This is a genomic window from Rhizobium sp. YTU87027, from assembly GCF_050644135.1.
In the GTDB taxonomy this organism is placed as follows: Bacteria; Pseudomonadota; Alphaproteobacteria; order Rhizobiales; family Rhizobiaceae; genus Rhizobium.
In genome coordinates this window covers 1,601,921-1,621,639 of sequence record NZ_CP098440.1, presented here as the reverse complement: position 1 = coordinate 1,621,639, position 19,719 = coordinate 1,601,921, and the positions used below count along the sequence as shown (strand labels likewise).

At 60.9% G+C, this 19,719-nt stretch carries 12 protein-coding genes and 1 riboswitch; of the genes, 8 read left to right on the top strand and 4 right to left on the bottom strand.

Features of this window, described 5'->3' with window-relative positions; all coding sequences use genetic code 11:
• Window positions 1-100 precede the first annotated feature (100 nt).
• Entirely contained in the window at window positions 101-934 is an 834-nt protein-coding gene (locus NBG89_RS08200) for a TolB family protein (RefSeq protein WP_431322397.1), read from the top strand.
• Window positions 935-959: 25 nt separating this feature from the next.
• A riboswitch (cobalamin riboswitch) is annotated at window positions 960-1,141 on the top strand.
• 40 nt (window positions 1,142-1,181) lie between these two features.
• Window positions 1,182-1,871, top strand: coding sequence for a 5,6-dimethylbenzimidazole synthase (gene bluB, locus NBG89_RS08195; protein ID WP_431322396.1), 690 nt, complete (start codon window positions 1,182-1,184; stop codon window positions 1,869-1,871).
• Between the two features lie 6 nt (window positions 1,872-1,877).
• Here the strand turns inward: bluB and NBG89_RS08190 are convergent, their stop codons facing one another.
• A complete protein-coding gene (locus NBG89_RS08190; RefSeq protein WP_431322395.1) occupies window positions 1,878-2,960 on the bottom strand; it encodes a DUF2865 domain-containing protein in 1,083 nt (360 codons plus the stop codon).
• A 122-nt stretch (window positions 2,961-3,082) separates the two neighbouring features.
• A complete protein-coding gene (locus tag NBG89_RS08185) occupies window positions 3,083-5,395 on the bottom strand; it encodes an NADP-dependent malic enzyme (protein ID WP_431322634.1) in 2,313 nt (770 codons plus the stop codon).
• 227 nt (window positions 5,396-5,622) lie between these two features.
• Here NBG89_RS08185 and NBG89_RS08180 point away from each other — a divergent pair, with 227 nt between their 5' ends.
• Together NBG89_RS08180 and NBG89_RS08175 are read left to right on the top strand one after the other, a co-directional pair.
• On the top strand, window positions 5,623-6,447 hold the full coding sequence (locus NBG89_RS08180; RefSeq protein ID WP_431322394.1) for a UDP-2,3-diacylglucosamine diphosphatase: 825 nt from the start codon (window positions 5,623-5,625) through the stop codon (window positions 6,445-6,447).
• 161 nt (window positions 6,448-6,608) lie between these two features.
• Complete coding sequence (locus NBG89_RS08175) at window positions 6,609-7,829, top strand: MFS transporter (RefSeq protein WP_431322393.1); 1,221 nt, start codon at window positions 6,609-6,611, stop codon at window positions 7,827-7,829.
• On the opposite strand, the gene dgcA is transcribed toward NBG89_RS08175, so the two are convergent.
• A complete protein-coding gene (gene dgcA, locus NBG89_RS08170; protein WP_431322392.1) occupies window positions 7,781-8,764 on the bottom strand; it encodes an N-acetyl-D-Glu racemase DgcA in 984 nt (327 codons plus the stop codon). The two genes, NBG89_RS08175 and dgcA, sit on opposite strands and share 49 nt — an antisense overlap.
• 99 nt (window positions 8,765-8,863) lie before the next feature.
• Between dgcA and NBG89_RS08165 the strand changes: the two genes are divergently transcribed.
• From NBG89_RS08165 to NBG89_RS08150, 4 genes are read left to right on the top strand one after another with little or no spacing between them, the layout of a single operon-like run.
• The gene (locus NBG89_RS08165; protein WP_431322391.1) at window positions 8,864-10,033 is read left to right on the top strand and encodes an MlaE family lipid ABC transporter permease subunit; all 1,170 of its coding nucleotides are present in this window, start codon (window positions 8,864-8,866) and stop codon (window positions 10,031-10,033) included.
• A 9-nt stretch (window positions 10,034-10,042) separates the two neighbouring features.
• Complete coding sequence (locus tag NBG89_RS08160; RefSeq protein WP_431322390.1) at window positions 10,043-10,888, top strand: ABC transporter ATP-binding protein; 846 nt, start codon at window positions 10,043-10,045, stop codon at window positions 10,886-10,888.
• 9 nt (window positions 10,889-10,897) lie between these two features.
• Window positions 10,898-12,268 carry an MCE family protein gene (locus NBG89_RS08155; RefSeq protein ID WP_088704807.1) on the top strand — a complete coding sequence of 457 codons (1,371 nt, stop codon included), beginning with the start codon at window positions 10,898-10,900 and terminating at the stop codon, window positions 12,266-12,268.
• Between the two features lie 22 nt (window positions 12,269-12,290).
• Window positions 12,291-12,899, top strand: a complete 609-nt coding sequence (locus NBG89_RS08150) for an ABC-type transport auxiliary lipoprotein family protein (RefSeq protein WP_431322389.1) — start codon at window positions 12,291-12,293, stop codon at window positions 12,897-12,899.
• 196 nt (window positions 12,900-13,095) lie between these two features.
• On the opposite strand, the gene NBG89_RS08145 is transcribed toward NBG89_RS08150, so the two are convergent.
• Window positions 13,096-19,551: a hypothetical protein gene (locus NBG89_RS08145; RefSeq protein ID WP_431322388.1), complete on the bottom strand. Its 6,456-nt coding sequence runs from the start codon at window positions 19,549-19,551 to the stop codon at window positions 13,096-13,098.
• Window positions 19,552-19,719: the final 168 nt, after the last annotated feature.

The window sequence follows — 19,719 nt, the reverse complement described above, 5'->3', positions numbered from 1 at the left end:
TCCAAAGACATTCCTGGGCCGAACCTGGCCAGGCGCATTTGCTTGTGCTGAGTGGCGGGCCGTCGTAGGTCTGACGGAGACGATGTCGGGAGGATTCAGATTGCGCAGTTCCGTCGAGATCTACAACATCAGGACAGGCGAGGCGCGCGTCGTCTGGCAAACGACGCAGCTTGTGGAGGCGCCCAACTTTGCGCCCGACGGCAGCTATCTTCTGTTGAACGGCGACGGACTTCTGTACCGTCTGGCGCTTGATGGTTCAGGCAGGGTCGAGAAAGTCGACACCGGTTTTGCCAAAACGTGCAACAACGATCATGGCATTTCGCCCGATGGCCGGCAGATCGTCATCTCCGACAAGACCGAGTTCGGGAAGTCGACGATTTATGTGCTTCAGGCCGAAGGCGGGATGCCGCGGCTGGTGACGCAAAATCAGCCGTCCTATTGGCACGGCTGGTCGCCTGACGGGAAACAACTGGCCTATTGCGGCATCCGCAACGACTTGTTCGATATCTACACGATTTCCGTGGATGGCGGCGAAGAACGGCGGCTGACGCACGGCGAGGGACGCAACGACGGGCCGGACTACTCCGCTGACGGCCAATGGATTTACTTCAATTCCAGCCGCACCGGCCTCATGCAGATCTGGCGCATCCACCCGGACGGCACTGGCCTCGACCAGATCACCAGCGACAATTATGGGAACTGGTTTGCCCATCCGTCGCCCAACAACGACAAGGTCCTCATCCTTTCCTACGACCCGGATGTTTTCGACCATCCGCGCGATCTCAATGTTCGTCTGCGGCTGATGGATATGGACGGGGGCAATCTGACGACACTCTTCGATCTCTTCGGCGGGCAGGGCACAATCAACGTGCCCAACTGGTCGCCGTCCGGCGATGAGTTCGCCTATGTGCGTTACTACCCTGTCTCTGGGTGAAGGATTGCGTCGAGCGATTTTTGCGGGCATAGAGCTTTCGTCAGGTGCCCGTCTTAGGCGGGAGAATCGGGAATTCGGTGAGAGACCGAAACGTGCCCAACGCTGTAAGGCTGACGACTGCCGCAACACGCCACTGGCCCAGCGCCGGGAAGGCGCGGCAGTTGGATGAAGCCAAGTCAGAAGACCGGCCCGACATCATAGACTGACCCGCGTGGACGGCGGGCGGTTGTGTTGTTGGGGATAGACGATGCGACCAGACCATTCAGGCTCCCTGTCGGGAGCTACAGCCTTTTCGACCGAGGAACGTGACGCCGTTTACCGGGCGATCTCAACGCGCCGCGACGTCCGTTCGGAGTTCCTCCCGGATCCGATACCGGACGACGTTGTCAGCAGGCTTCTGACAGCCGCGCACCACGCGCCGTCCGTGGGATTCATGCAGCCCTGGAATTTCATCCTGGTGCGCGATCAGCAGGTGAAGGAGGCGGCGTGGCAAGCTTTCGATCGCGCCAACCGTGAGGCTGGCGAGATGTTTGAGGGCGAACGACAGAGGCTGTACCGGTCGCTGAAGCTCGAAGGTATCCGAGCCGCACCACTCAGCATCTGTGTGACCTGCGATCCGGATCGCTGCGGCGATATCGTTCTCGGCCGAACGCATAACCGGCGAATGGATTCTTACTCCACGGTTTGCGCCGTGCAGAATTTGTGGCTCGCGGCCCGAGCCGAAGGCGTGGGGGTCGGCTGGGTGAGCATTTTTCACGAGTCCGATATCAAAGAGATCCTCGGCGTTCCGGAACGGGTCGAGATCGTTGCCTGGCTCTGCATCGGCTATGTCGATCAGCTCTATGACCAGCCGGAACTGGCGGTCAAAGGATGGCGCCAGCGCCTGCCGCTGGAGGAACTCGTGTTCGCGGATCGCTGGGACAATTCGCTGGACTGAGGGCGGCTATTGTTGCTGCGGCTGAGGGCCGGGCTTTGCGGGATTCTTAAGGTCGATCGTGCCCTGGTCACCGGCTAGGAACTGCGGGCCGATCTGGCGCACCTTGTTGTTTGCCGGATCGTATGGCCTGTCCGGCACTTGCGGCTGCGGCGCAGCCGGGGCGGCGACTTTGCTCTCCGGCTCGGGCTTCTTGGTTTCGATCGTGGTGATCGATCCTTGTTGCGGCGGTTCGCTGATCGCTTGGCTTTTCCTCATCTGTTCGTAGTAAGCGTTCAGATTGCAACTGCAGGACGATTTTTCGCCGGGCTTGCGGTTCTTGTAGGCGAAAGCATTCGGCATTGCGCTGTAGGGGGCGCCCGTCGACGCCGAAATCATCTGTGAGGTCTCGGTGCTGGAGACGTCATGATAGAAGAGCTCGGTGTCGATGCCCGGACACATCTTCGAGCAGGTGTCGGCATCGCGGGCGAAGTCCTGCGAGGTTGCGTTCGAGCTTAGCGGAAAAAAGCCTCCGTCGCAGGTGCGTACGCAGACGGTGTTCAGGTGAGAGAGCGTAGACATGCCGAAACCGTATCGACGCTGGTTGGGATCGCCGCCTAGAGGTATGAAGGTGTCGTTTCGCATTGCCTGATCTTCGATGCTCGGCGGCGGAGCGTATCCATCGGCGCGATCCTCAGGCCACTGTTCCTCGTTGCAGCCGTTGTCGTCGAGCGCGGCAAGCAGCTCATTTCTCGTGCGCACATCATCGCTCTGGCCGCGCAGTTCGTCGCGCCGCTGCTGCAGATAACGAATGTTGTCGACCATCTTGGTTTCCGCGCGCTCGAGCTCACCGCAGTAGCCGTCATCATCCCCGATCACGACCATGCTGCCGCTTGTGCAGCCGTTTTGGCGCAGATCGCTACGGAGTTTGCGAAGCTCAAGGTTCTGTTCGGCAATAGCACTGGCGAATTTGCGCACCTCGGGCGTGCTGCCGATGATTTGTGGCAGATCGGCAAGGCGGGCGCGAAGGTCACCGCAGATCGCCGGCATCTGGGCTTGGGTCGGGCCGGTGAGTGCAAGGGCGGTTGCGAGTGACAGAATCCAGCGGTTCAAGGCATCGTCCCATCGGTGAGCAGGTCATAGGGCGCGGCATCCCGCCGCGCCTTCATTGCTAGCCCGTTTGTCTTAACAAGCTGCGGTCGGAATCTTACCGCATTTTCTCGATCTGCCGCAAATCACGCTGGCTGTGAAGCCTCGACGACGGCGAGAGCTGCCATGTTGACGACGCCGCGCGAGGTCACCGAGGGCGCGAGGATGTGCGCCGGCAGGGCAGCGCCAAGCAGGATCGGCCCGACATGCAACCCGTCAATCATCGACTTTACGACGCCCAAAGTGATGTTGGCCGCGTCGAGGTTCGGGAAGACCAGCAGGTTTGCTTCGTCGTGCAGGGTCGTGTCGGGCATGACGCGCTTGCGCAGGGCATCGGAGATCGCGCTTTCGCCATGCATTTCGCCGTCCACTTCGAGATCCGGCGCGGCTTCGCGCACGAGCTTCAGAGCGGCACGCATCTTCGTCGCGCTTTCGGACTCACGGGAACCGAAGTTCGAGTGGGACACAAGAGCAGCGCGCGGCGTAATGCCGAAGCGTCTGATTTCCTCGGCAGCGAGAACCGCGGACTCGGCAATCTCTTCCGCGCTCGGATTGAAGGTGACGTAGGTGTCCGTGAAGAAGGTGGCGCCGCGTTGTGAAATCAGCAGGCTGAGTGCCGAGAAGTCGCACACGTCCTGCCTCTTGCCGATGATCTGGCGGACGTCGCGCAGATGCTTCTCGTAACGGCCTTCCAGGCCGCAGATAAGCGCATCGGCTTCGCCCCGCTTCAGCGCCAACGCGCCGATAACAGTCGTGTTGGTACGAACGATCGTGCGCGCGGCTTCCGGAATGACGCCCCGACGTCCAACCAGCGAGAAATAGAGATCGACATATTCGCGGAAGCGCGGATCGTCTTCCGGGTTGATGACATCAAAATCGGCTAGCGGCCGGATGCGCAGACCGTAGCGCTTCAGACGTGTTTCGATGACCAATGGGCGGCCAATCAGGATTGGCTTGGCAATGCCTTCTTCGAGCAGCACCTGTGCGGCGCGCAAGACGCGTTCGTCTTCACCTTCGGAGAAGATCACCCGCTTGCGCTCGGCATTCTTCGCCGCAGCAAAGATCGGCTTCATGATGAAGCCCGAGCGGAAGACGAAACGGTTGAGCTGGTCGAGATAGGCGTCGAAATCGGTAATCGGACGCAGGGCGACACCGCTTTCGGCCGCGGCTTTCGCTACGGCCGGGGCGATCCGCAGGATCAGACGCGGGTCAAAGGGCGAGGGGATCAGGTAGTTCGGGCCGAAGACGGGCGTTTCGCCCGAATAGGCGCGGGCGGCGACGTCGGATGGCTCTTCGCGCGCAAGTGCCGCGATGGCGCGGACGGCAGCCATCTTCATTTCTTCGTTGATAGTGACCGCGCCGCAATCCAACGCGCCCCGGAAAATATAGGGGAAGCAGAGAACGTTGTTCACCTGGTTCGGGAAGTCGGAGCGACCGGTGCAGATCATCGCATCGGGACGGGCAGCGCGGGCGAGATCGGGCATGATTTCGGGCGTTGGGTTGGCGAGCGCCATGATCAGCGGGTTTTCGGCCATCTGCGCCAGCAGTTCCGGCTTCAGCACGCCCGCTGCGGAAAGGCCAAGGAAGACGTCGGCGCCGCCGATGTTTTCGGCAAGCGTGCGCGTGTCGCTCTTCTGGGCGTAGACGCTCTTCCACTCGTCCATCAGTTCGGTGCGGCCTTCGTAGACCAGACCTTCGATGTCATGAACCCAGATGTTTTCGCGTTTGGCGCCCAGCGTGACGAGGAGATTGAGGCAGGCGAGGGCGGCAGCACCTGCGCCGGAGGCAACGATCTTGACCTCGTCGATCTTCTTGTTCGCCAGTTCCAGGCCATTGAGGATCGCGGCAGCGACAATGATAGCGGTGCCGTGCTGGTCATCATGGAAGACCGGGATCTTCATGGTCTCGCGCAGACGACGCTCGATTTCGAAACATTCCGGCGCCTTGATGTCCTCGAGATTGATGCCGCCGAAGGTCGGCTCGAGCGAAGCGACGGTCGAGACCATCTGCTCGACGCTCGATGCATCGACCTCGATATCGAAGACGTCGATGTTAGCGAACTTTTTGAAGAGGACGGCTTTTCCCTCCATGACCGGCTTTGATGCTAGCGGGCCGATATTGCCGAGGCCGAGAACGGCCGTACCGTTAGAAATGACCGCTACGAGATTTGCACGAGAGGTATAATCGGCGGCCGTCTCGGGATTGTCGCGGATCGCTAGACAGGGTGCTGCGACGCCGGGGGAATAGGCAAGAGCCAGGTCGCGCTGGTTGCCGAGCGGCTTGATCGCCTGGATCTCGAGCTTGCCCGGACGCGGATAGCGATGGAAGTAGAGCGCCTGCTCGTCCAGGCTTCCACCTGCCAGATTCTTTTCCGTCTTGGACTTTTCCTGATGATCCATCATCGCCTCCGGGCTGCCGCATGCTGTCTTTGAAATGCCTTCAATACATCAAACGGGATGGCGGAACAGTCGGAATTTCCGTTCGAAATACGAAAACGGCGCAAATCTGTCGCCGTTGCGTCGAGGCGCGGTGGCAACCGGGAAAATCAGGCAGGGCACCAGCATGTCATCTTCCTGAAACACGACTCTGGTTTTGAGAGGCAGGTGAACGATGGGACACGAGCAGGATGCTTGTGAGGGACAACATGGATACGCGGCACTTCCGTACGCTTTTCATTTCCGATGTACATCTCGGCTCCAAGGCCGCGAAGGTGGACTTCCTGTTGGATTTTCTCAAGCATCACGAGGCGGACACCATTGTCCTCGTTGGCGACATCGTTGACGGCTGGCGGCTGAAGCGCAGCTGGTACTGGCCCCAGGATTGCAATGACGTCGTTCAGAAGCTGCTGCGCAAGGCGCGCAAGGGCACGCGGGTCATTTATATCCCCGGCAATCACGACGAATTCCTTCGCGACTTTCCAGGCACCCATTTCGGTGGCATCGAGGTCGCCGAGCGCATCATGCATGAAGCTGCCGACGGCAAGAAGTACCTCGTGCTGCACGGCGACGAGTTCGACGTCGTGGTGCGCAATGCCCGCCTGCTCGCCTATCTCGGCGACTGGGCATACGACATGGCGATCATGATCAATATTGGCCTCGCAGCGATCCGCCGCCGGATGGGAATGCCTTACTGGTCATTTTCCGCATGGGCCAAGCTTCAGGTCAAACATGCGGTCAACTTCATCGGCGAGTTCCAGCGCGTCGTCGCTGACGAAGCTCGGAAACATGGTGCGGACGGCGTGATCTGTGGCCACATTCACCATGCGGTGATGGAAGAGATGGACGGGATCCGCTACATCAATACCGGAGACTGGGTCGAAAGCTGCACAGCGATCGCCGAGCATGAAGACGGCACCTTTGAATTGATCGAATGGCGCACCATGAGCGATATACAGTCGATTCCGATGGCGATCGGTCATCGCGAAAAGGACGTCGCGCAGCAGGCCGCTTAGAGCGGTCTTGCAAGCCCGAAACTCAATGTATCAATTTAGCCCGTTGTGTCTTTGCGACAGGCCCTGTTTATTTTCTAAAACGTTTCAGTGGGGCAATTTCTTGCCATAGTCGCCCTTAGGTTGACGTGTTAGGCAACGTTCAGTTCCTACAGGTCTACCCCATGATTCCCGCGCAAAATCCTCCGGCGAGTGAGGGGGCACCACCGCGCTTCCGTGTGCTCAGTGCCTTGTCCTATTGTGCGCCTTTGCTCGTCAACGGCGTTGCCCTGCCGTTTTTCCCGATGTGGCTTGCGCTGCACGAGTTCAACGAACATGAGATCGGCGTCATTCTCGCCGTGCCGATGGTGGTGCGTGTGCTCGTCGCTCCCATCGTCGCGATGTATGCCGACCGGATGAAAGAGCGCGCCGATGTGTTGCTGTTTTCAGGCTGTCTATCGCTGCTGACGGCGATCGCGCTCTACTGGACGAATACATTCTGGCCGGTGCTGATCGTCTACACGATCCAGGGAGCGACCTTTGCCTGTTACGTCCCGGTCGTCGAGTCGATCGTGATTTCCGGTGTCAGGCGCTGGGGGCTGGATTACGGCTCGATGCGAGTATGGGGTTCGGTCGCGTTTATCGTCTCCACCCTGATCGGCGGGCAGTTGATCGGGCACTGGGGCGGCGAGATGGTGTTGCCGGTCATGACCTTTGGTTTCATGACAACCGTTGTGATGGCGATCTATTGTCCACGAATCGGCCCGACACGCAGGCGCGGAACGCCCGTCGATATTTCAGCGGCGACCGGGAGTTCGCTGCGTCAACCGCATCTGCTTGCATTGCTGATCGGCGTCGCAATCCAACAGTCGAGTCATGCTGTCTTGCAGGCGTTTGCGTCCCTCTACTGGCGTGATCTCGGCTTCTCAGGGACGCAGATCGCAATCCTTTGGAGTGCCGGCGTTGCAGCCGAGGTAACGGTGTTCTTTCTGTCCAGGCGGCTTAGCCGTCGTTTCAGTGCCTGGACGCTGATTCGGTTTGGTGCGGCGGTCAGCGTCTGTCGCTGGATCTTGTTCCCGATGCACTGGGGTTTCTGGGGCTTCTTTTTGCTCCAGTGCATGCATTCCTGCACCTACGCCTTCGTGCATACCGGCGTACAGAGAAGGATCGTCGCCTCCGTGCAGGAGACTCAGGAATCGTCTGCACAGGGCGCCTATTTCTTCTACAACGGCATGTTCATGGGGCTGATGACGATCGCCTCCGGCTACATCTATGCGTGGCTAGGGCTCGCAAGCTACTACGTCATGGCGCTGGTCGCCCTAACGGGGCTGAGCCTGATCATCGTGGCTTACTATCTTCAGCCCCAGAGCGTCGTTTCTGGCGGCCAGACGAGAGAGGCGGCGTAGCGCAGCCCTGGTTCGCGGTCGCGAGCCAGAAGCAGCGGTCCGTCCAGGTCGACGAATTCGGCATCCTGCGCCAACAACACGGCCGGCGCCATTGCCAGCGATGTGCCGACCATGCAGCCAACCATGATCTTGAAATCAAGGCGTTGCGCCTCTTTTTTCATGGCGAGCGCCTCGGTGAGACCGCCTGTCTTGTCGAGCTTGATGTTGATCGCATCGTAGCGGTCGCGAAGGCTTGCCAGGTCGCCGGTGTGGTGGACACTCTCATCCGCACAAACGAGTACGGGACGGCGGATCTCAGCCAGAAGCTCATCCTTGCCCGCCGGCAGCGGCTGTTCGACGAGGGCGACACCCACCTCGGCAGCGATGCGCAGATGATGCTCCAGCGTCTCTTCAGGCCAACCCTCATTGGCATCGAGAATGATCGCGACATCAGGCGCTGCCTCGCGCACCGCGCGGATGCGGCTCTCATCGTCGCCAGTACCGACCTTGACCTTCAAAAGTGCCCGATCGGCGTTCGCGCGCGCCTGCGCTGCCATGACATCAGGCTCACCGAGAGAGATCGTGAAGGCCGTCGTCAAAGGTTTCGCCTTCATGAGACCCAGGTTTTTGATGACCGAATTGCCAGAGCTCTTGGCTTCGAGGTCCCAGAGGGCGCAGTCAACCGCATTGCGCGCCGCGCCGGGTGGCATCGCTCGCTGTAGTTCCTTGCGCGTCAGGCCCGCCTCGATCAGCGGCCTTGCAGCTTCGATCTGGGCGGCGACGCTTTCCATGGTCTCGCCATAACGGCGATAGGGAACACACTCGCCCCGGCCGACAATCCCGTGCTCGCGGATTGTGCAGAGGATCACGTCTGCTGACGTTTTGGCGCCGCGCGAGATCGTAAATGTGCCTGATATGGGGAAGGATTCCGTCTGAATTTCAAGCGACCGTGGCATATTTGCAATCCTGCGCGCATGGAAATTTGGTGTGGCTTGGGTATATTGATCCGAAGCGGCGAACCGCTAGTTCGCGAGTCGGCAATGTCGCCGTAAGCCTTGAAAGACACAAGCGTTTTGAAGTCCGAAACCCGTAACGCCGCCTCACTGCATGTGGACGACCAGACCCATGGCGCGGGCCAGCTCGTTCATATCGAGGGGAACTGGCGAAGCGCGAACCTGCATCTCGTTTTGCGCGACTTCGAGAAGCTCACTGCGGGTCGAAGCGGCGAGGTGACCCTCGACCTGTCAGGCGTGACGGACATCGACACGGCGGGTGTCTGGCTGCTGTGCCGGCTGAAGAAGCAGGTTGAAGGCGCAGGTGGCACCGTGCGCTTTGAAGGCAGCAACGCACATATCGACGAAATGATTGCGGAGTTTTCTGAGGAGCCGCCGCAGTCCGAGCAGGAACCGCAGCAACGGGCAAGCTTGCTGGAGCGGATCTTCGCACCAATCGGCAAGATCACGTTCGAGATCTGGAACAACCTTGCAGCCGCGATGTATATTCTCGGCTCCGCTGTGCGCGGTGCGCAGATGAAGTTCGGGCGCGGCAGTGGGGTCTCGCCGGCGTCGATCGTCAATCAGATCGACCATATGGGCGTACGCGCGGTGCCGATCATATTGCTGATGTCGTTCCTGATCGGCGCGATCATCGCGCAGCAGGGCGCCTTCCAGCTCCGCTATTTCGGCGCGGAAGTCTTCGTCGTCGACCTCGTCGGTATCCTGCAGCTTCGCGAAATCGGCGTGCTCCTGACGGCAATCATGATCGCTGGCCGTTCCGGTAGCGCCATCACCGCCGAAATCGGCTCCATGAAGATGCGCGAGGAGGTCGATGCGCTGAAGGTGATGGGGCTCAATCCCGTGGGCGTGCTGATCTTCCCGCGCCTGGTTGCCCTTACGGTGGCGCTGCCGCTGTTGACCGTCATTGCGAACTTTGCGTCGCTCGCCGGCGCAGCCGTGGTTGCCTGGGCCTACTCCGGCATTACCTTCGCCAACTTCATCGCCCGCCTGCATGAGGCGATCACGCTGTCGACGGTCCTGTCCGGGATGATCAAGGCGCCGTTCATGGCACTGGTTATCGGTATCGTTGCGGCGGTCGAGGGCTTAAAGGTCGGCGGCAGCGCTGAGTCGCTTGGCCAGCATGTGACCGCGTCGGTGGTGAAGGCGATCTTCGTCGTTATCCTCATGGACGGGCTTTTTGCCATGTTCTATGCGGCCATCAATTTCTAAGGATCGTACGTGGACGGACAACAGACAGAGACAGGAAACAGCGAGGAGCGGAAAGTCGTGCTGTCTGCGCGCGGCGTAACCGTCGGTTTCGGGTCGAAGGTCGTCCTCGACAATCTGAACCTCGATATCTATCGCGGCGAAATTCTCGGTTTTGTCGGCGCGTCGGGAACGGGCAAGTCTGTCTTGATGCGGACCGTGCTTCGGCTGCTGCCGCGGCGCTCGGGCACCATCAAGATTCTCGGTCAGGACTTCGATCAACTGGACGAGCCGCAGCGCAATGCGCTCGACATGCGGCTCGGTGTGCTCTTTCAGCAGGGGGCGCTTTTCTCCTCGCTGACCGTCAAGGAAAACATCCAGGTGCCGATGCGCGAGTATCTGGATCTGCCGCAGTCGTTGATGGACGAACTGGCTCAGCTCAAGATCCGGCTGGTCGGACTCGCGGCTGATGCTGCCGACAAATACCCTTCCGAGCTTTCGGGCGGTATGATCAAGCGTGCGGCGCTGGCACGCGCCCTGGCACTCGATCCCGAGCTGGTGTTCCTCGACGAACCGACGTCAGGCCTTGATCCAATCGGGGCAGCGGAGTTCGATGAGCTTATTGCAAGGCTCAGGGACACGCTTGGACTGACCGTCTACATGGTCACCCACGACCTCGACAGCCTCTTCTCCGTCTGCGACCGGATTGCCGTTCTTGGCAAGAAGCGGGTATTGGTCGAGGGAACAATAGACGACATGCTGGCCTGCGATGATCCGTGGGTTCAGGCTTATTTCAAGGGCAAGAGGGCGCGCTCGATCGTGCCGCAAAACAGCCACGCCGGCGACGACAGCCTGGCGCAAGATAGCCGCGGGAAGTGAGCGGATACGATGGAAACAAAAGCGAACTACACGATTGTCGGCTTTTTCACGGTGCTTGTTATCGCGGCGGCGTTCGGCTTCGTCTACTGGATGGCCGAATACGGGCGCGGCGGGCCGATGGCTGAACTGATCGTCCGCATCCCGGGCTCCGCGAACGGTCTGAGCGTCGGTTCGCCGGTGCGCTTCAACGGCATTCAGGTCGGCTCGGTGAAGTCGCTGTCGATCGATGCAGACGATCCGAGCTTCTCGCTGGCGTTCACTGAGGTGCGCGTCGATGCGCCGATCTATCCATCGACGAAAGCTATCCTTGAAATCCAGGGTTTGACGGGTGCCGCCTATATCGAGCTCTCCGGCGGTAAGATCGGTGAGAAGAACATCCTTCAGCAGTCGATTGACACAGGGAAGCGGGCGGTGATCGTCGCTGACCAGTCGAGCGTGACCAACCTTCTGGCGACGGCAGACAAGATTCTGGACCGCGCAAACGATGCCATCGGGCAGGTTCAGGGGTTTGTGAAGGACGCACGCGGACCACTGACGAAGACGTTGCAGAATGCAGAGACGTTCTCCGACGCGTTGGCCAAGAATTCCGGCAACATTGATTCATTCCTGCAAAGTGTCGGGCAACTGTCCGATACGGTTCGGAAGGTCTCGGGGCGTGTCGACTCGACGCTGGAGGCGGTCGAAGCGCTCGTAAAGGCCGTTGATGCGAAGAAGATCGATACTATTCTCAGCAATGCCGAGAAGGTCAGCCGCGACGTTGCCGATGCGTCGGGTGACTTCAAGGGTGCGATCCAGAAATTCCAGGAAACGGCAACGACCTACAACGATCTCGGCAAGAAGGCGCAGGCGACGCTCGATCGGGTGGATACTCTGGTAGCGCAGATCGACCCGGCGAAGGTCAAGGGATCCGTGGACGACATCTCCCAAGCGACCAAGGATGCGCGCAGTGCAGTCGCGTCCATCAAGGATGTCGCAAACACCGTTTCGGCTCGGCAGAAGGATATCGATCAGACGATTCAGGACGTGTCGCAGATGGCGAACAAGCTGAATTCGGCGTCCACACGCGTCGACGGTATTCTGATCAAGCTCGATGCGCTGCTCGGAACGGACAATACGCAGTCGCTTTTTGCGCAGGCGCGTGACACGCTCACCTCGTTCAAAAAGGTGGCCGACAACCTCAATTCACGGATCGGCCCGATTGCGGACAATCTGCAGAAGTTTTCCAGCGGTGGCCTGCGCGATATGCAATCGCTTATCAACGACACGCGCTCCACCGTCCAGAACCTTAGCAATGCGATAAGTGATTTCGACCGCAACCCGCAGCGGCTGATCTTCGGCGGGGATACGGTAAAGCAATATGACGGCCGGACGCGGCGTTAACAGGGATATTAGGGGAGCGCATATGGCCGTATCGGATCTGTTGCAGCGTCGTTCGTGGCTATCCAGAACCGCGATCGCGTTGCCGCTATTGGCAGGCCTTGCCGGCTGCGGAACGGCTGCGAAGAACGACACCTATGATCTCTCGGGGTCGGCGACCGGCACTGGACCGGCGGCAAGAAGCCGGCAGATCCTGGTGCAGCAACCGACCGCGTTGAAGGCAATCGACAGCGAACAGATTGTCGTTCGGGTGGCGCCTTCGCAAATACAGTACCTTTCCAGGGCGCAATGGGGTGACAAGCTGCCTCGCATGGTTCAGGTGAAGCTGGTCGAGGCCTACGAGAATTCCGGCAAGCTCGGCGGCGTCGGCGTTCCCGGCCAGGGGCTCGCGATCGATTATCAGCTCGTGACGGATATTCGCTCCTTCGAGATCGATACGACCGGTGGCAGCCGCGCGGTGGTTGAGATTTCAGCCAAGATCCTGAACGATCGCAACGGTACTGTACGGGCTCAGAAAGTGTTCAGACAAGAGGCACCCGCCAGCGGGTCGAACGATGGTCTTGTGAAAGCGCTCGATCGTGCTTTCTCGGCAGCAGCTGCTCAGATCGTCGACTGGACGCTGCAGTCGATCTAACCGTCCAACCGGACAGGCGGTAAGTGCCGCGGGGCGCTTTGTGACCGGAACGACCAGGGGATGAGGCTGTATGGGGTCCCATCTTGCTGCACACGAGCTTCGCTCGCTTCATCCAGATCTCAGCCGGATAGCTCCCGCTGCCCCAAAATACAAAATGGCCGCCCTCGGGCGGCCATTTCTTTGTTTTCCGGACGTCTTACTTCAGCCGTCCCGCGGCATGAGCAAGCATCGTGTAGACCTTGCCCGTATCGGAGGTCAGGTAGGACTGTGTAATCGTCTTGTCGCGATCGCCGCGGGACACATCGGCTAGTAGCTTCTCGAAATCGGCGATGTAGCGATCGACTGCCGTGCGGAACTCCGGCTCGCGATCGTACTTGCGCTTAATTTCGTCGAACGTCTGCTGACCCTTCAGCGTGTAAAGGCGACGTGTAAAGACGTCGCGTTCGCCGCGCTGGTAGCGACGCCACAGGTCAACCGATGCATCGTGATCGATCGCGCGGGCGATATCCACTGAAAGCGAGTTCAGGGACTCGACGACATGGCGCGGGTTGCGGCTATCGGCGGTGCGAGCCGGTGCTGCTGCGGTAGCCTCGGCGCGCGGTGCCGGTTGCCGTGCCGGAGCTTCCTCGGCGGTTTCCTCGCGCGATGCGCCACGCAGAAGATCGCTGATCCAGCCGCCGGTTGCCGGTGTCGCCGGAGCAGGCGCTGCAACGGGTGCTCGCTGCGGGGTTACGGCTGCTGGCGTCGGCGGCGTCAGCGAACCCCGCAGACCGAAGCTTTCGATCGGCGATGGCGTTACTGCAGGCGCGGGGACTGGCGACGGAGCAGGTTGAGGCGCCTGCTGGGTAACGGCTGGCTGGGCAGGACGCGGCGCTGGCTGAGGCTGAGCAATAGCCCGCGGCGCCGGCTCTGAGATTTCCAACTGCTGCGTCGAACGGCCAACGATATGCGAGATATCCTGCAGAGCCTTGATCTGCTCGGCGACCGCACGACGCATGGCGGCGGCGCTCTCCTTAGCTTCCTCAGGAAGGTCGAATGCACCGCGCTTCAGCTCGCTGCGGGTCATATCGAGTTCCTTGCGGATATCGCCGGCTGAGCGGCGGATCTCTTCCGTTGCACCTGAGAAGCGGGATACCGCCTCCTCGACTGCTTCACGCAGCGATTCGCGCATGGTCTGGGCAGCGCCGTCGGACGCGCGGCCTGCATCGCCCAGCATACGCTCGACTTCCGACAGGGACGCTGTCAGGCCGCCGCGCAAGCGGTTCGAGAGCTCACCGGAACGACGCTCGGCGTTGCCGAATGCACCGTCGATTGTCGCGTTGGCTTCTTCTCCGGCCTTGACGAGTGCCGCACGCATGGTCGCGGCTGCTTCCTCCGCACGCTTTTCGGTCTCGGAAAGAACGCGGCCGATGTCGGAGAACGAGGACTGCACGCTTTCGCGCAGAGTACCGCTAACTTGGTTCGAGCGCTGCTCGGCACGGTCGAAGGCGGATTCGACCATACCACCCAGGGAGCGCATGGTCTTCTCGATTTCCTCGGAGCGCTGGACAAGGCCAATCGAGAGGTTCTGCAGCGCCGTCTCTCGATCCTCGAGCGTCGAAACAAGATTCGATTGAGCCGCCGCGAGCAGGCCGGATGCCTGGCCGAGCACCTTGGAGTGCTCGTCGAACCGGCCAATGATGCCACCGACCTGAGCAAGAGTCTGACCCGAAATATCGGACAGGCGATCGACCTTGCCTTCGAGCAGGCGCGTTGAGGCCGAGACCATCTCTGCTGCCTTCGATGCTGATTCAGTGAAACGCGAAGTCGTATCGCCAAGGCGACCGTCCACTGCTGCCAGGTTTTCGGCTGCGCTGCTCATCATTTGCCCCATGGCGGAGCTGTTGTCCGACAGGCGCTCGATGAGCTTGTTGACGTTGGCAAGAAGGCTGTTTTCCATTGCATCGACAGCCGAGGATGCACTCTCCGTGCGTGCGGCGATCGCATTGATCAGGGCCTCATTCTCGCTGCGCAGACGCTCGGTGCTGCGCTCAGTTGCCGCCGTGATACGCGCTGCGGCTTCCTTGCCTGCGTCGGCATAGCGATCGATCAGCGGGCGTGCTGTCTCGTCGAGAATGCGCGACAGCTCCGTATTGCGGCCGGCAAGCATCGAGTTGAGTTCGCGCGTGCGGTCGTCGAGCGTCGTGCGGATGGCGTTACCGCGTGCTTCAAGCGCTTTTTCAACATCGGTGAGCGTCGAGTCTATTTCGCGCGTGCGGTCCTCGAGGCTTGACCGGATCGCATTGCCGCGAGCTTCCAGAGCACGTTCGACCTCGGCCATCGTCGAGGTGATTTCCTGGCTGGCGTCGGAAATCGTCGTGCGGATGCCGGCGCCATGGCTTTCGAAGGTTGCCTGTGCGTCGCCGAGCGCGCGTGAGATGGCGCCCACTTGGCCGCTGACCAGGGTCTCGGCTTCCGCAACCTTGTTGATGATTGCATTACCTGCTTCCGAGAAGGTCTGAGCGACGGCTGCTGCCTGGCCGGCCAAACGGTTCTGCGCTTCGGACACGCGACCGACGATCCGTTCGGAACGCTCTTCGATCGTGCGGCTGAACTCGTTGCTCTTGGCTTCGAGGCTCTCCGCAAATTGCTGGCCGGTATGGCCGAGATTTTCGGCGGCGCGTGCAGCTTCTTCGTCCATGCCCTGGGTCGTCTCGGCGACGGCGCTACGCAGCGAAGCGGCGAGGCCGGCAGCCTTGCCTTCAATGGTGCGATTGACCGCGTCGAGGCCAACCGTCAGAGCGCGGTCCATCGTCGAGAGACGCTCCTCGATGCGAGCACTGCCGCGCTCCATCGCCTCGCCGATGCTCGCCGTGCGGGTGTCGATACCGGACGTCAGATTGGTCGTGCGGCTGTCGATCTCCGATGTGAGGTTGGCCGTGCGGCCGTCGATCGTCTCGGCAAACTTAGCAGCGCTCTCGTCAAGCGCTGCCGAAATGCGGCCGGTCGCTTCTTCGCCGAGCGTTCCGAGACGCGAGATGCCATCGGACAAGGTGTTTGAGAGGCGACCGCCAGCCGCGTCGACCTGCTCAGCTACTCCGCCGACGCCGTCGCGAATACGGTTTTCGAGGGCCGCAAGGCCAGCCTCGACGCGAGAACCGGTTTCGGCAAAGCGACCGGTCATGCCCTCGATCGACTGATCGAGCTGCGAGGAGAAGGTTTCTGCCGTGCGCGAGATCTCGCCTGCAGCCTCCTGGAAGCGACCGGCAATATGGCCGGTGCTGTCGCGCAGGCGATCTTCGAGAGCTCGGCCACTGTTGTCGATCGTCTGGCGAAGAGAAGCCTCGTGGTCTTCCAGCGACATTTCCAGCATGCCGACGCTGGTGGCGATCGATGCGCCGATGGTCGTCGCCTGGTCGGAAAGCGTGTCATTGAGGCGAGTGTGAGCATCGGTCAGCGCGAGATTGATCGCCTGTTCGCGATCGGTGAGCGTCGAGCGAATGCGTTCGTGAGCCGAATCCAGACCGCTCTCGATGCGCGTGGCTGCGTCGCCATGCAATGTTTCCAGCCGCCGGTGCGCATTGCCCAGGCTGTCTTCGATGCGGGCGGCGGCACCGCCGGTCAGCTGCTCGATGCGGTCTCCGCCGCTCGAAAGCGTGTTGGCGAGCGTCGATGCGTGATCGTTCAACGAGCGCTCGAGGCGTTCCTGGCTCTGGGTGTAGGCGCTGCGAATTGCGTCCGACTTGTCAACGAGGGCACCGGCAACGCGGGATTCAGCGCCGGCCACCGTGTCAAGCAATGCATTGGTACGCGCTTCCAGCGCGTCGTCAAAGCGGCTCTGGCTTTCGCTGAATGAGATCGCGAGCGCCATGGCCTTCTCGTCGAGCGTATCCGAAAGACGATCCTGAACCGTGGCAATCGAATTCGCGATGGTATCGACGCGCCGCCCAAGCGCGTCCTCGATGCGGCTATGGCCTTCGTTCAGGGATACGGCGAGTGCCATGACGCGGTCGTCGAGCGCTTCGGTGATCCGGTCATGTCCGCCGGAAAGCGAGTTGCTGATCGTTTCTGCGTGATGGCCGAGCGTGTCTTCGAGACGGGTCTGGCTTTCGTTGAGGGAAATGGCAAGCGCCATTGCCCGATCGTCGAGAGCCTCTGTGAGCTTCTCGTGGCCGCCGACCAGTTGGTTCGCGATCGTCTCAGCGTGATGTCCGAGGGTGTCGGCAAGGCGCGTCTGGCTTTCATTGAGAGAGATGGCGAGCGCCATCGTCTTGTCGTCAAGCACTTCGCTGAGCTTTTCGTGGCTGCCGGCGAGCTGGTTTGCGACCGCGTCGACATGAAGGCCAAGTGTGTCGGCAAGGCGGGACTGCCCCTCGTTGAGGGAAATCGCGAGTGCCATCGCCTTGTCATCAAGAGTGTCGGCAAGCTTGTCGTGGCCGCTGGCGATCGAAGCGGCAATCGCTTCGGCACGCTTGGCGATCGTATCCTCGAAACGGTTCTGACTTTCATCCAGCGAAATGGCCAGCGTCATCGCCTTGTCGTCGAGGGTGTCGGCGAGGCGCTCATGGCTGCCGGAAACTGCGCTGATGATTGCCTCGGAGCGGCTTGCAAGCGTGCTCTCGAACCGGTCCTGGCTCTCCGCGAGGGCAGCCGTCAGCGCGCCGCCGCGATCGGCCATCACTCCGTCGATCCGCTCGTGCGCGGAATCGAGCGCCTGCGTAATATCTGCTGCGCGCCTGGAGATCATCGTGTTCAGTTCGTCGGCACGACCAAAGGCCGAGGTGATCTGATCGGTCCCCGCGGAGACGGCGGAGCTTAGATCGGAGGTCGTGGACAGCAGCGTGTCGCGGAATTCCGTCGCACGCGCGGACAGATTGTTGTGGAGTTCGGACGTGCCCGATGCGAGCGCCAGGGAGATCTCGGAGGTGGCGTGGCTGAGCGCCGACGTCATACCCGTCGTATGCGTGTGGATGGCCTCGGTGACTTCGGAGACCTTGCCTGCCAGCGAGCTTTCCATGACTTCCTGGCTAGTGGCAAGGGCGGTGGCCAGCGCGAAGGACTGGTCGGTGAGCGACGCGCCAAGGCGCTCGATGCTCGAACTCAGGATACCGTTCAGCGCGTCCGAACCGCCGGTCATCGTGTCGTTGATGCGGTTGAGGCTCTCCATCAGCTTCGTGTCGAGCGAGCCGGCGCGCTTGTCGAAGGCATTGGCGAATTCCGCGACGCGCTCATCGAACGAGGTCGAGAGCTGCGCGACGGTTGCCTGGAGCCTTTCGTCAAAGAAGCCGGAGCGAAGATCGAGGTCCATAATAGTGTCGTCGACGCTCGATTGCAGGCTCTGACGGAAGCTCGAACCCTTCTCGTCCAGTGCGCTGTTGAGCTTGGAAAGGACGTCATCAAGCGTGGTGCTGATCGTGCGTTCGCCACCGGTCAGGCTCTCGTTGATCTCACGGGTGCGGGCAATCAGGATCTCGTTCAGCTGACGGGCGCGGTCGTTCAGCGCGGCATTGAGCTTCTCGGCGTTGCTGTCCATCGTGGACGCACGCGTCTCGAACTGCCGGAGGATCTGCTCTCCGTGTTCGCTGAGGCTCGACGTGAGGGAGTCCAGCCGGGTGTCGAATTCGTTTGTTAGCGCAAATCCAGACGAGGTCAGCGTTTGGAGCAGCGAATCCGTCTTTGCCGCCAGCAGCGTGCCGAGCGACTGGATCGCCGACTCGGATTTTTCAGTGATCGCCGCGGCGCGCGTGTCGATCATCGATGCGAAGGCTTCACCTGAAGTCGCTAGGCGTACGGCGATCTCTTCCGTGGCAAGCGACAGATCTTCCTTAAGCTGGTCGTGCACGCCGGCGATCGACGTGCGGATGCGCTCGGCGTGATTAACGATCGCTTCGCGCTCCGAGCCGAGCTCGTGCACGAGGCCGCGTACGCGCAATTCATTGTCGGCGTAGCTCCGCTCAAGCGCATTGACCTCGGAATGGACGAGGGTTTCAAGCTCCGAAGCGCGCGCAATAGTACGCTCGATGCCTTCATTCATGGCGGAGACTTCGCGGCGAACGGCCTGGCCGACGGTCATGATGCGTTCGGAAGCGACGGTTTCCGGTTCGGAGAGGCGAAGCGCGACTTCGGCCATGGAACGTGCTGCGTTGCGCATGTCCTGGGCGCGGGCCATCATGACCGCGAAGGCATAGAACAATAGTACCGGCACAATGATGCCGATGAAACCGGCGATGACACCCGGGAGCGCCAAAAGATCGGCGAGGGAGCGGATCTGCCAGATCTGGGGCGAGTAGAGCAGGGCCATCAGGCCAAGTCCCGCGACAATCCAGAGAAGCGACACGAGCGTTGCGTTGCGCACTGCCGAGCGGCTGGTGCCGTTCTCCAGGGACTTCAGGAGCGAAGCCGGCGAGATGCGGTTGGCATCGTTGGCGGCGAAGGAGGGGGCGCGCGACGGCTGTTCGGGCTGGCGAGGCGTGTTAGCGGCACGGGCACGCTTGGCGTCTGTTTGGCTTTGCTGATTGCGGGCACTTGGTGTTTCGGACAATTTGGCCTCCGGGGCGTCGGTCTTGCCGTTGCGAGACAGCGTATCGTCTTTTCCGAAGTCGATCTGGAGCGCTTCGTCCAATGCCTTGAACGCCTTGTCCTCGATCGACTCGTTGTACTTGTTGTTCGCCATTTACGTTACGCCTCGTTACATCCCAGCCGGTTCAACAACGCATCCGGGCTTCCCGCCGAGCCCGAACAAAACCTTAGCCTCTGAGCCCGCCCGCCCACATTGCCGAGGACGGATAAGCATATCATTTCAGAGTGGATAGCTGCTTTTTCATACAGACGGTATCAAAAC